9 protein-coding genes are annotated in these 12890 nt (G+C 65.4%); 3 read left to right on the forward strand and 6 right to left on the reverse strand.

What is annotated here, in order from left to right:
- Positions 1 to 39 precede the first annotated feature (39 nt).
- Entirely contained in the window at positions 40 to 2901 is a 2862-nt protein-coding gene (gene secA / locus A5785_RS22690; RefSeq protein WP_065181088.1) for a preprotein translocase subunit SecA, read from the reverse strand.
- A 134-nt stretch (positions 2902 to 3035) separates the two neighbouring features.
- Positions 3036 to 3803, reverse strand: coding sequence for a ribosome hibernation-promoting factor, HPF/YfiA family (gene hpf / locus A5785_RS22695; RefSeq protein WP_005208007.1), 768 nt, complete (start codon positions 3801 to 3803; stop codon positions 3036 to 3038).
- A 437-nt stretch (positions 3804 to 4240) separates the two neighbouring features.
- Between hpf and A5785_RS22700 the strand changes: the two genes are divergently transcribed.
- A complete protein-coding gene (locus tag A5785_RS22700) occupies positions 4241 to 4936 on the forward strand; it encodes a ComF family protein (RefSeq protein WP_005208006.1) in 696 nt (231 codons plus the stop codon).
- Between the two features lie 14 nt (positions 4937 to 4950).
- Here the strand turns inward: A5785_RS22700 and lpqB are convergent, their stop codons facing one another.
- The 3 genes from lpqB to mtrA are packed head-to-tail and all read right to left on the reverse strand — an operon-like array spanning position 4951 to position 9181.
- Positions 4951 to 6714, reverse strand: coding sequence for an MtrAB system accessory lipoprotein LpqB (gene lpqB, locus A5785_RS22705; protein ID WP_005208005.1), 1764 nt, complete (start codon positions 6712 to 6714; stop codon positions 4951 to 4953).
- Positions 6711 to 8507 carry an MtrAB system histidine kinase MtrB gene (mtrB, locus tag A5785_RS22710; RefSeq protein ID WP_065181089.1) on the reverse strand — a complete coding sequence of 599 codons (1797 nt, stop codon included), beginning with the start codon at positions 8505 to 8507 and terminating at the stop codon, positions 6711 to 6713. The genes lpqB and mtrB overlap by 4 nt, the downstream gene beginning before the upstream one ends.
- Positions 8504 to 9181: an MtrAB system response regulator MtrA gene (mtrA, locus tag A5785_RS22715; RefSeq protein ID WP_005170551.1), complete on the reverse strand. Its 678-nt coding sequence runs from the start codon at positions 9179 to 9181 to the stop codon at positions 8504 to 8506. Before mtrA ends, mtrB begins: the two co-directional genes overlap by 4 nt.
- A gap of 96 nt (positions 9182 to 9277) precedes the next feature.
- On the opposite strand from mtrA, the gene A5785_RS22720 reads away from it, so the two are divergent.
- Together A5785_RS22720 and A5785_RS22725 are read left to right on the forward strand one after the other, a co-directional pair.
- Complete coding sequence (locus A5785_RS22720; RefSeq protein WP_051994047.1) at positions 9278 to 9928, forward strand: dTMP kinase; 651 nt, start codon at positions 9278 to 9280, stop codon at positions 9926 to 9928.
- A gap of 158 nt (positions 9929 to 10086) precedes the next feature.
- On the forward strand, positions 10087 to 11055 hold the full coding sequence (locus tag A5785_RS22725) for a hypothetical protein (protein ID WP_005208002.1): 969 nt from the start codon (positions 10087 to 10089) through the stop codon (positions 11053 to 11055).
- 127 nt (positions 11056 to 11182) lie between these two features.
- On the opposite strand, the gene ahcY is transcribed toward A5785_RS22725, so the two are convergent.
- On the reverse strand, positions 11183 to 12661 hold the full coding sequence (ahcY, locus tag A5785_RS22730) for an adenosylhomocysteinase (protein WP_039856658.1): 1479 nt from the start codon (positions 12659 to 12661) through the stop codon (positions 11183 to 11185).
- Between the last annotated feature and the right edge of the window lie 229 nt (positions 12662 to 12890).

Below are 12890 nucleotides of genomic sequence, written 5' to 3' on the forward strand. Positions count from 1 at the left end.
ACGCGAGGTACGTCCGGTTCCATGAACGTCAGAGAATTTTCAGCGTCGACGTCGCTTGGACTTCGGCGGCTTCGCGCCCTCGCGTTTTCCGCTGGCACGCGCGGCGGCCCGACGCTCCCGACGCGACGCGGCCACGAGTGCCGGATCGTCGAGTTCCTCTTCCTCCGAGTGCACGGACGTGCCACCGTCCTCGTCGGGCCCGGAGTACGTCATCGGGACGTCGGACTCGGCGTCGACGCCGACAGCACGCAATGCGGCCGGTGCCTCGCTGTTGCCAGACGCGCCATTCTGCGATGCCCCGTTGCCCGACGCCGCCGCACCCGCCATCGCGGGCTGGCGTGCGGCGGCCGCGGCGGCAGTCGCCGCAGCGGAAGCCGGTGTGACAGTGGGAGCGGGCTCGGCCTGCACCTGCACGTTGTACAGGTACTGGAGGGTCTCCTCCTTGAGGCCTTCGAGCATCCCGACGAACATGTCGTAGCCCTCGCGCTGGTACTCGACCACCGGGTCACGCTGCGCCATGGAGCGCAGGTGGATGCCCTCGCGGAGGTAGTCCATCTCGTAGAGGTGATCGCGCCACTTGCGGTCGAGAACACTGAGCAGGATCGTGCGTTCGAGCTGCCGCATGGCGTCCTCGCCGCCGATCGCGGTGATCTCATCCTCGCGCTTCTCGTACGCCTTCTGCGCGTCGTCGACGAGGATCTCTTTCAGCTCGTCGGCCGAAATGTCGTCACGCTCACCGAACTCGTTCTCGCCCACCACTTCTCGTGGGTCCAGCTCGATCGGATAGAGCGCGCGCAGGGCGGTCCACAGCTCGTCGATGTCCCAGTCCTCGGCGTAGCCCTCCGCGGTTGCGCCGTCGACATACGCTCCGACGACCTCGGCGATCATCTGCATGATCTGCTCGCGATGCTCGGTTCCCTCGAGAATGGTGCGACGCTCGGCGTAGATGACCTTCCGCTGCTCGTTCATCACCTCGTCGTACTTGAGGACGTTCTTGCGGACCTCGAAGTTCTGCTGCTCAACCTGGGTCTGTGCGCTGCGGATGGCCTTGGTGACCATCTTCGCCTCGATCGGGACGTCGTCGGGCAGGTTGACGCGGTTCATGATGGTCTCCAGCGCCGCGCCGTTGAAGCGTCGCATGAGCTCATCGCCGAGCGAGAGGTAGAACCGCGACTCGCCCGGATCACCCTGACGCCCCGAACGTCCGCGCAGCTGGTTGTCGATGCGACGGGATTCGTGGCGCTCGGTACCGAGTACGTACAGACCGCCCGCATCGCGCACGGCGTCGGCTTCCTCCGCGGCCTCGCGGCGCGCGACGGTGATCGCCTCTTCCCACGCCTCCTCGTACTCGTCGGGGGTGTTGACCGGATCGAGTCCGGCTTTGCGCAGGCGGGTGTCGGCGATGATGTCGGGGTTACCGCCGAGCACGACGTCGGTACCGCGACCGGCCATGTTGGTGGCGACCGTGACCGCTGCGGGTCGACCGGCCTCTGCGACGATCTGCGCTTCCTGCTCGTGGAACTTGGCGTTGAGCACGGTGTGCGGGATGTCGCGCTTGGCGAGCTGACGCGACAGGTACTCCGACCGTTCGACGCTCGTCGTACCGATCAGAACCGGCTGACCCGCCTGGTGGCGCTCGGTGATGTCGTCGACGACGGCGGCGAACTTCGCCTCTTCCGTCTTGTAAATCAGATCGCCCTGATCCTTGCGGACCATCGGCTTGTTGGTCGGGATCGGGAGCACGCCGAGCTTGTAGATCTGGTCGAACTCCGCGGCCTCGGTCTCCGCGGTACCCGTCATGCCCGAGAGCTTGTCGTACAGACGGAAGTAGTTCTGGAGCGTGATCGTGGCGAGTGTCTGGTTCTCCGCCTTGATCTCGACGCCCTCTTTGGCCTCGATCGCCTGGTGCAGACCCTCGTTGAAGCGACGGCCGTCGAGCACGCGACCGGTGAACTCGTCGACGATGAGCACCTCACCGTTGCGGACGATGTAGTCCTTGTCGCGGTGGAAGAGTTCCTTGACCTTGATCGCGTTGTTCAGATAGCTGACCAGCGACGAGTTGGCGGCCTCGTAGAGGTTGTCGATGCCGAGCTGATCCTCGACGAATTCGACGCCCGCCTCGTGCACGCCGATCGTCTTCTTCTTGATGTCGACCTCGTAGTGGACGTCACGCTCGAGCAGCGGCGCGATACGCGCGAACTCGGTGTACCACTTGCTCGATCCCTCGGCGGGACCCGAGATGATCAGCGGTGTCCTCGCCTCATCGACCAGGATCGAGTCGACCTCGTCGACGACGGCGAAGTTGTGGCCACGCTGCACGAGATCCTCGAGTGCATGCGCCATGTTGTCGCGCAGGTAGTCGAAGCCGAACTCGTTGTTGGTGCCGTAGGTGATGTCGGCGGCGTAGGCGACCTTGCGCTGCTCGGGAGTCATCCCGGTCAGGATCACCGCGGTCTCGAGACCTAGGAAGCGGTGGACGCGTCCCATCCACTCGGAGTCGCGCTTTGCCAGGTAGTCGTTGACGGTGACGACGTGCACGCCGTCGCCGGACAGCGCATTGAGGTAGGCGGGCAGCACACAGGTCAGGGTCTTGCCCTCACCGGTCTTCATCTCGGCGATGTTGCCGTAGTGCAGCGCGGCGCCACCCATGATCTGCACGTGGAAGTGCTTCTGGTCGAGAACGCGCCACGCGGCCTCGCGAGCGACCGCGAAGGCCTCGGGCAGCACTTCGTCGAGCGTCTCGCCCTCGGCGATCCGATCCTTGAACTCGCCGGTCTTGGCCTGCAGTTCGTCGTCGGACAGCGACGCGATCTCGTCTTCCAACGCCTCGACGTGCGATGCGATCGCATCGAGTCGCTTGACCATGCGGCCTTCGCCGACGCGCAGCAGCTTGTTCAGCACCGTGGATCGAGTCCCTTACTCATGTCGACTACTCACGAAATACGGCCTGTGCATGCGAGTGCATGAACGCAGGCCGTATTCCATGGTACCGACGTCGCCTGAAGGGAGCCTGATCGGTGCCCCGTGGCTGTCGATCAGACGAGCCGAATCAGTCCGTAGTCGAAGGCGTGGCGGCGGTAGACCACCGAAGCCTGATCGGTTTCCTTGTCGTGGAACAGGAAGAAATCGTGTCCGACCAGTTCCATTTCGTAGAGGGCGTCGTCGACGGTCATCGGGACGGCTGGGTGTTCCTTCACGCGGACGATCTGTCCTGGTGTGTGGTCATCGACGCCGTCGTCCCAGGTTTGTGCACCGTCGACGGTGCCGGGGTCACCGGGGAGTTCGTCGACGGTTAGTTGGTCGACTCGCAGTGGCGGTGCCCCCACCTCGGTCGCCTCGGCCACCGAGAGCGGCCGACGGTTGCCGTAGTGCACGCGTTTGCGGTCTTTCACCCGACGCAATCGGGACTCGACCTTGTCGAGAGTGGCCTCGAGCGCGGCGTAGAAGTTTTCCGCGCATGCCTGCGCACGGACGACAGGCCCCTTGCCGGTGGCCGTGATCTCCACCTGCTGGCACGCCTTGGACTGCCGCGGATTGCGTTCGTGATTGAGTTCGACGTCGAATCGGTAGACGTTGAGGTCGAACCTCTCGAGTCGCGCGAGCTTGTCGCGGACGTAGATCTGGTAGTGCTCGGGTATCTCGACATTGCGCCCGGCGAAGACGACCGTGGCGTTCGGTTCGGCCGGCTCGTCGGACTCGACTGTTCCGGGGGGCCGCACAAAAGCGAATTCTGCGTCGTACTCGTCGGTGGTGGCACCGACCTTTGATTCACGCCGACCCTTGCGATGGACGACTTGCGACATTCGACTACCTCCTGGGTGTGCTACCACCACCCGATCTCGTCGAAAGATCTACGGAACCCATCGAGGTCTGTAGAGCCCGAAAGCCGTTGTGCGCAAGGAGAACCCGCTGTGACTTACGTGAAGCACCAGACGATTCGCGGCAACTGAGGTCAGGAAATGGCGACTCATTCATGCCAACCGGCGGTTGACAACCAGTGTCAGGGGCTTCACCTCCCGTACCGGGACTCGGCTACCTTCTGCAACCTCGACCGTAGTCGGAAGTTTGCCTGTTAGCCATCGATATGACGGCTCGTCGCCACGTTGATTCGAGTACGGGACCAACGGCCCAGCGGGTGCCCGCTCGGCAGATATCCACAGGCTCATATGAATCCACAGTTGTGCGTCGGATCGCAGCCGCACCACGGGTGTCCTTCGGTCGAGCGTGCAGGCTCGGGTCCATGTCAGGAATCGCCCGACGGCACGTCCGCGCGATCGCACGCGCCGGCGTCGACCTCATGATCCCGGTGACCTGTGGCGGTTGCGATGCTCCGGGACCGCGCTGGTGTGCACGCTGCGCGGCGCTTCTCGCCGACGCTCCCGTGATGCTCTCCCCCAGGGTCCCGGTCGGTGTCGGGGTGTGGGCGCTCGGGCGCTATCGCGGTCCACATCGCAAGGCGGTGATCGAGCTCAAGGAACACGGCCGACGCGATCTCGCCGCCCCGCTGGGGCACGCCTTGGGCGACGCACTGCGCACGCTGAGTCGCTGGGGCGAGATCCCACCCGCGTCGCGGCTGTCTCTCGTTCCCGCTCCGACGCGGCCGCTCGCGGCACGACGACGCGGCGGCGACACCGTCACGGCCATCGCCGCCTGCGCAGCCGGTGAGTTGGGGCAACGCACGTCGGTGCGTCCGTTGTTGACCATCCGCCCCGGAGGACGCGACTCCGCGGGACTCGACGCCAGGGCGCGGCGTCGAAACCTCGCGCAGCGCGTCGGCGTCCGGTCACCGCCGACGCGGACCGACCGTTCACCTCGCACGGCGACGGTGCTGGTCGACGACGTGATGACCACCGGCGCGACAGCAGCAGAATCAGTCCGCGTGCTCGCTGAACACGGCGTACGCGTCGACCTCGTCGCCGTCATCGCCGGCGCATGACAGACGCCAGAGGCTCAGGGCAGCACGGGGATCGCAGTCGGCGACATCGCGGGCTCAACCTCAGTCCAATACTGGTCGGGCTGCCCGTTGGTGCTGCCGAGTCGGAGTATCCCGCGTTGGTCGCCGATGTAGACGTTGCTGGCATCCGCAGTGACCGCGCGGACCGGTGGTGCCACGTTTCCGCTGATCAGACCGGATGCAGGAGCACCGTTGATCGGCAACTGGACCACCGGCGAATCGGAGGCGTCCCGGGCGACCATGAGAGTCGTCGACGTGGCCCACGACAGCGACACAGCTTGATTGCCGACGTTGTACGCGGCGATTCGTGGGTCGGACAGGGTCACCTGGCCGTCCTCGTTGGTCGCGATGACGGCGAGCAGCACCTGTCCGCCGACGATGAGTGCGACACGGACGCCGTCGGGCGACACCTGCAATTCGGTGATCGGGCCACGGGCAATCGGTGCGATCGACGCCGCGTCGACCGTCGAAACGATCTGGCTGGAGTTCTGGGAATCACGCACAACGCGAACGGGCTTGCCGTCGACGACCGCCCACACGGTGTCGTTCCCATAGCTCCCCGAAAACGACGGTCGCGTGATCGAGGTCCCCGAGGTGAGCGGCGAGACCTCACCGCCATAAGCGCCCGACACGAGTTGCAGTCCGGGTCCGCCGCGGGCTGCGACGACCGCCGTCACCTCGTCGCCGTCCGCCGAAATCGACGCGGAGCGAACGTCGCGGCTGGTACCCAGCGATCCACCCGACGGCGTGGTCCCGGTGTCGGTGACCTTGAGCAGAGCGCCGTCGCGCACGATGTTGAGCCCGACATCGGTGGTGGGCGTTGCGAGCGGGTCGAACGCCTTGACGTCGGCGGGCTGCCACCCGGCGCTGCGCTCGGGGACCAGCGGCGCGCCGTCTGCGTTGATCACATACGGTCCGCCGATGTCCGCGGCGTTGAGGGTCCAGATGATCTGAGCGGCAAGCGATGTCCGGTCACGCACGCCGAGGGTTCCGAGACCGGTCAGTTCGATGCGGACACCGCCGCCGGAGATCTGCGCAGCCTGTCCGCGCAGCGACGACCCGGTCGGGAAGCCGTTGTCGACGCCCGCTTCGAGATCTTCTGCCGGGCCCGCGATCAGCCTGGTGAGCAGGACCGTCGGGTCGGCGTCCTGGTTGCCGTACAGCCACCGCGGATCCGACACCAGATGCTGATGGGTGCGATCGGTGAAGTACAGCGACACCGAACGGTATGTCGCGACGAACCGACTCCTGTCGATCATCGCGCCGTTGGGCAGCGGGCCGTCGATCAGCCACTGCTCCCCCACGCGGACAAGGCTGATCGTGGTCTCGACCCGCCCGCTGGCGGGCAGCAGTTGCCCGTTGGACTTGAGTACTCCGACGTTGTCGCCGACCAGACGCATGCGCACCGAGTTCTGGCTGCGCTGATCGACGAACGTGTTGATCTCGTCGAGGATGATGGCGTCGCCACGCTCGTCCCACTGCTGCGACGACGGTGCCGTCAGAAATCGCCGCGCGGCCGCATGCCCATCCGTCGGCGACGCCGTGGCTTCAAGAAATGCACGCACCAGCGCTTCGGGGTCCATGTCGGACTGCGGAACCGGAACCGCGTTCGTCGGTCCCTCGCGCTTGAAGGATTCGATGGGCTGAGGCGACGAACTCTCGGGTACGCCGCCGCATGCGGCGAGCACGATCGCCGTCACGAGCAGCCCGATCAGCGCGACGAATCGTCGTGACGTCCGACCGCCCACGCGCGCGATCACCGTTGCTCCCCGTCGCTCGCGTCGGCCCTGTCGGCGAGGTCTGCCTTGTCAGCGGAGCTTGTCCTCTGAGCGGTGTCGGTCTTGTCGGCAGTGTCGTCCTCGCCAACGGCGTCAGACGTGCCGGGGTCGTCGAGTCGCGTAACAACCGTTTTCGTCGACGACTTCGCGGGCAAACTGCGGACCGGCTGGCCAACCGGTTTGAGTGGCAACGGGCTGCCGAGAACCTTGTGACCGCGAATCAGCGGAATGGTCAGTCGGAAGCACGCTCCCTTGCCGGGCTCGCCCCATGCGTCGAGACGCCCCTGGTGCAGCCGGGCATCCTCGATGCTGATCGCGAGTCCGAGCCCGGTGCCACCCGACCGACGGAACCTCGACGGATCCGACCGCCAGAAGCGGTTGAACACCAGCTTTTCTTCACCGGGGCGCAGCCCGATGCCCTGGTCGCGCACCGTGATGGCAACGGCGTCGCCGTCGGAGCGCATGGTGAGCGTGATGGGTTTGCGTTCGCCATGGTCGATGGCGTTCGCGAGCAGATTGCGCAGAATGCGTTCGACGCGACGCGGGTCGATCTCGGCGATGACGGGTTCGGCCGGTAGGTCGAGGATGATCTCGGTTCCCGTGTCGGAGGCGAGGTGCGAGACCGTCGCGAGCGCTCCGTCGATCGGTATGGCCATGTCCATTCGTTCAGCGGCGAGCTCAGCCATTCCGGCGTCGTGTCGGGAGATCTCGAGGAGCTCGTTGAGCAGCGTCTCGAAGCGATCGAGTTCTTTGTCGAGCAGCTCGACGGATCGCTTGCGCACGGGGTCGAGGTCGTCGCGGCCCTCGTAGAGGACATCGCTGGCCATGCGGACCGTCGTGAGCGGGGTACGGAGTTCGTGGCTGACGTCGGAGGTGAACTGTCGCTGCAGACCGCCGAACTCCTCAAGGTGGGTGATCTGCTTGGACAGGCTCTCGGCCATGTCGTTGAACGACATCGCCAAGCGGGCCATGTCGTCCTCGCCGCGCACCGGCATTCGTTCCTTGAGGCGCCCATCGGCGAAGCGCACGGCAATTCTCGACGCCGACCGCACAGGCATGACGGCCTGCCGGGATACCAACCATGCGATGGCCGCGAGCAAGCCGAGCAGCACAACGCCTCCGGCGAGCAGAGTGCCCCGCACGAGGTCGACCGTGTTCTGTTCGGTGGTCAGCGGGAACACCAGATAGAGCTCGAGTCCGGGAACCGACGAGTTGGTCGGTGTGCCGATGACCAGCGCGGGAATCGATCCGCCGGAACCGTCGGCCACGCGCGTGTACTGGTAGGCGACCTGTCCGCCCTGCACCATGTCACGCAGGTTGCGCGGTATCTCCGAGATCGGGCCGACGCCGAACTGTGAACCATCGCTGCCTGATCGCGGCACGATGAGCACGCTGTCGAAGGTGCCGACAGATCCTGATGTCTGGCTGGTGTCGACGTCGCGGTCGGTCAGCAACGACCTCGTCTGCCGGAGCCGGTTCTGCACGGATGTGTTGCCGTCGCCGCTCGCAAGATCACGTTCGACGGCGACGCGCGCACGCTCGACCTCTTCGGTCGCGGCACCCAACTTGACCTCGAGAAGCCGGTCGGTGATCTGACTCATCAGCACGAACCCGAGGATGAGGAGCACGACGAAGGACAACGCGAGCGTCGACACGACGACACGCAACTGGAGCGAACGCCGCCACATGCGGCCGAATGTCCGGCCGACGCCGCCTGCCGCGCGGGTGAACCGACCGAGAGTGCTGTTGACGCGACGTCGAGAACGACCGATCACGGCGGGCCGGCCTTGTAGCCGACCCCCCTCACCGTCAGGACGACCTCGGGATTCTCCGGGTCGGTCTCGACCTTGGCGCGAAGACGCTGGACATGCACGTTGACGAGTCTAGTGTCCGCCGGATGACGGTATCCCCACACCTGCTCGAGAAGCACGTCGCGCGTGAAGACCTGCCGCGGTTTGCGGGCGAGTGCCACGAGGAGATCGAACTCGAGCGGTGTCAGCGAGATGGGCACGCCGTCACGGGTGACCTTGTGTGCGGGCACATCGATCTCGACCGGCCCGATCGACAGCAACTCGGCGGGCTCTTCGTCGTTGCGACGCAGCCGCGCACGCACCCGCGCCACTAGTTCCTTCGGCTTGAACGGCTTGACCATGTAATCGTCGGCACCCGACTCGAGCCCGAGCACGACGTCGACGGTGTCGGACTTCGCTGTCAGCATCACGATGGGTACACCGGAATCGGCCCGCAACACCCGACACACGTCGATCCCGTTCATCCCGGGGAGCATGAGGTCGAGGAGCACGAGGTCAGGACGAACCTCTCGAACCGCGGTCAACGCCTGTGTTCCGTCGGAGACGACGAAGGGTTCGAAACCTTCACCACGCAACACAATCGTCAGCATTTCGGCGAGCGCGGCGTCGTCGTCCACAACGAGGATGCGAGGCTTCATGACTCCAATGGTGACACTTCCGTGATCGAACCGTCGTGATTGACGCGCCGAGGCGGGCTGGCGCCTTCTCATCGCCTCGGCGCCTACCATTCGATCGTGGGAGTGCTCATCGCAGTGGAGGGGTTGGACGGCGCCGGAAAGAACACGCTGGTCACCGGCGTGGTTGACGAGTTGACTCGACGCGGCGCGGCAGTGTCGACCTTCACGTTCCCGCGATACGGCTCGTCGGTTTTCGCCGATGTCGCGTCGGAAGCATTGCACGGCGAGCATGGCGATCTACGCGAGAGCGTCAACGCGATGGCGCTGCTCTTCGCACTCGACCGCGCCGACGCCGCAGCACAGATCCGCGCGGCACTCACCGAGTCCGACGTCGTGATCCTCGACAGATACGTCGCGTCGAACGCGGCCTACAGCGCGGGACGGCTACGGCAGGACGCATCCGGAGACATCGTGCGCTGGGTCGCCGACCTCGAGTTCGGCAGATTTGACGTTCCCGTCCCCGACCAGCACCTACTGCTCGGAGTGCCCGCAACCGTCGCGATGGAGCGCGCACGCTCTCGCGCGGCCACCGATCCGTCACGGCCACGCGACGCATACGAACGCGACGACGACCTGCAGATGCGCGTCGACTCCGTCTACCGACAACTCGCCGCGGAGAGCTGGGCGTCGCCGTGGATCGAAGTCGGCACAGATTCTCCCGAATCGGTGGAACCCGCGGGCCTTGTTGCGCGTCTGATGCACGAATGACTGCACCAGCGATTCCTCGCTCACGAATTCCTGCGCGCGTGAACGACGGCGCTATGAATGACCGGCGCTATGAACGACGGCGCTGTGAATGACGGAACTGGGGCAGCCGCTCGCCTCTTCGATAACGTCGACGATGACACCATCTGCCAAGGAGTTTCATGACCTACCCGCCCACACCGGGACGCGGCACACCGCCGCAGGGGCAGTACCCGACCACGCAGCATTCATCGGGCCAGCAATCACCGGATCAGCCTTCACCCGGCTACGTCGACGGCAATCCGTGGGCGGCACCGCCCTCCGCGCCTGCGCCGTTCCCTCAGACGACGCCACCGGGAGCCGCTCCGGCGTCGGGCCTACAACCGTACCCGGGCGTCCAGCCCTACTCAGGGGCTCCCCAGTACCCGGGAGCCCCGCAGTACTCCGGATCTTCGCAGCCCGCAGGAGTCCCGCAGTACCCGGGAACCCCGCAGTACCCGGGAACCCCGCAATATCCGGGAGCCCAGCCGCATCCGGGGGGACCACAGGGGCCGCTGCCGCAGCAGGTCGTTCCACCGCCCGGCTGGGATTCACCGTTCGCGCATATGCAAACCACCAAGCCGACGCCGCATCGTGGCCTGATCGCAGGAATCGCAGCGGGCGTCGTCGTGATCCTGGCACTCGGTGTGGTGCTCGTTGTGGCTCTCGCCTCGGGCGGCGACAGTTCGACACCGACGGTTGCGGCCGCGTCGCCCAGCCAGGCTGACTCCAATCAGGGTGGTGAGGGTACTCAGGGCAGTCAGGACGGTGACTCTGCCGACGCCCCCGCAGATGGCACCCAGGCCGTAGAGGTTCGTGCGGCGATGCAGCGCTACATCGACGCATACAACACCGGGAACGTCGATCAGATCAAGTCCGCAACCTGCACCGGACTACGCGACAGGATTCGAGCACCGCAGGGTCGGGGCATGGTGATTCTCGACGGCATGTCTGAAGTACAGGTCACCGGCGACGTCGCGCAGTCGCTCGTCGACACCCACGTGACCGACGGAGGTCGGGCCACCCAGACCAAGACCGACAAGGCGACCTTCAGCAACGAGCAGGGCACCTGGTACTTCTGCCCCAACGCTCAGCCCTCCTACAGCACGTAGAGCGCGAGAGCGATCGCCGACCGAACGAGCCGGGGGCGTCCACGACAGTTGTCGTCGACGCCCCCGGCTCGTTATCGTCTGCCTCCGCTCTGATCCATCGGCAGCGCGAGGATCAGCAGCGGGTAGATCAGTAGCGGTAGTGCTCGGGCTTGTACGGCCCCTCGACGTCGACGTTGATGTACTCCGCCTGCTCCTTGGTGAGCTTGGTCAGAGTGCCACCGAGCGCTTCGACGTGGATCTTCGCGACCTTCTCGTCAAGGTGCTTGGGAAGCCGGTAGACCTCGTTGTCGTACTCGTTGTTCTTGGTCCACAGCTCGATCTGCGCGATGACCTGGTTGGAGAAGCTGTTGCTCATGACGAACGACGGGTGACCCGTCGCGTTGCCGAGGTTGAGCAGTCGCCCCTCGCTGAGGACGAGGATGGACTTGCCGTCGCCGAAGACCCACTGGTCGACCTGCGGCTTGATGTTGATGCGGGTTGCGCCAGAGTTCTCCAGGCCTGCCATGTCGATCTCGTTGTCGAAGTGGCCGATGTTGCCGAGGATGGCCTGGTTCTTCATCTGCTTCATGTGCTCGAGCAGGATGATGTCCTTGTTGCCCGTCGAGGTGACGACGATGTCGGCGTCGCCGATCGCCTGCTCGACGGTGACGACGTCGAATCCGTCCATGAGCGCCTGCAGCGCGTTGATCGGATCGATCTCGGTGACCTGCACGCGAGCGCCCTGGCCTGCGAGCGACTCTGCGCAACCCTTGCCGACGTCTCCGTAGCCGCAGATCAGCACCTTCTTGCCGCCGATGAGCACGTCGGTGCCGCGGTTGATGCCGTCGATCAGCGAGTGTCGCGTGCCGTACTTGTTGTCGAACTTGCTCTTGGTGACCGAGTCGTTGACGTTGATCGCGGGGAACGAGAGTTCACCGGCAGCAGCGAACTGGTAGAGCCGCAGCACGCCCGTGGTTGTCTCCTCGGTGACGCCCTTGACCGACTCGGCAATCTTCGTCCACTTGGTCTTGTCCTCGGCGAACGTGGTGCGCAGCAGCTCGAGGAACACCTTGTACTCGGCAGAATCGTCGTCGTCCGCGGGAGGGACGACACCCGCCTGCTCGAACTGCGCACCGCGCAGCACCAGCATGGTGGCGTCGCCGCCGTCGTCGAGAATCATGTTCGCGGGCTCGTCGGGATTCGGCCAGGTGAGCATCTGCTCGGCCGCCCACCAGTACTCCTCGAGAGTCTCGCCCTTCCACGCGAAGACCGGAACACCCTTCGGCTCGTCGACGGTGCCGTGCGGGCCGACGACGATCGCGGCCGCGGCATGGTCCTGGGTGGAGAAGATGTTGCACGACGCCCACCGCACCTGCGCGCCGAGTGCGACGAGGGTCTCGATCAGTACCGCGGTCTGCACAGTCATGTGCAGCGAACCGGAGATACGCGCACCCTTCAGCGGCGCGACGTCGGCATATTCGCGACGCAGCGACATCAGGCCTGGCATCTCGTGCTCGGCGAGCCCGATCTCCTTGCGGCCGAACTCGGCAAGCGACAGGTCGGCGACCTTGTAGTCGATGCCGTTCTTGGTGTCCACCTGAGGTGCCTCGTTCTGCACCATGGTCATGTCTTCCCCTTGTCCGTGAAATCGCATGTCACCGATGTGTGCCGCCGGGCACGCGCCTGTGTGAGGGTGTCGCGCCGACTGTTCGCCGACGGCCGATTGAACGGGTACGCGAAGCGCGCACCCGAAAGTCACTCCACTACGAGGCTATCTAACCTCGAAGTTTCGTGAGGTGGCGGTCGGTCGTTGAGTGGTCCGGATGGTGTGGTCTGAGGACCGGATTCCGGACCGG

The organism is Gordonia sp. 852002-50395_SCH5434458, from assembly GCF_001665905.1.
Classification (GTDB): Bacteria; Actinomycetota; Actinomycetes; order Mycobacteriales; family Mycobacteriaceae; genus Gordonia; species Gordonia jacobaea.

What these genes read in the sequence shown, in the direction of transcription:
- hpf (WP_005208007.1), bottom strand. Translation starts at nt 3,803, where the DNA reads ATGTCGCAAGTCGTCCATCGCAAGGGTCGGCGTGAATCAAAGGTCGGT.
- A5785_RS22700 (WP_005208006.1), top strand. Translation starts at nt 4,241, where the DNA reads ATGTCAGGAATCGCCCGACGGCACGTCCGCGCGATCGCACGCGCCGGC.
- mtrA (WP_005170551.1), bottom strand. Translation starts at nt 9,181, where the DNA reads ATGAAGCCTCGCATCCTCGTTGTGGACGACGACGCCGCGCTCGCCGAA.
- A5785_RS22725 (WP_005208002.1), top strand. Translation starts at nt 10,087, where the DNA reads ATGACCTACCCGCCCACACCGGGACGCGGCACACCGCCGCAGGGGCAG.
- ahcY (WP_039856658.1), bottom strand. Translation starts at nt 12,661, where the DNA reads ATGACCATGGTGCAGAACGAGGCACCTCAGGTGGACACCAAGAACGGC.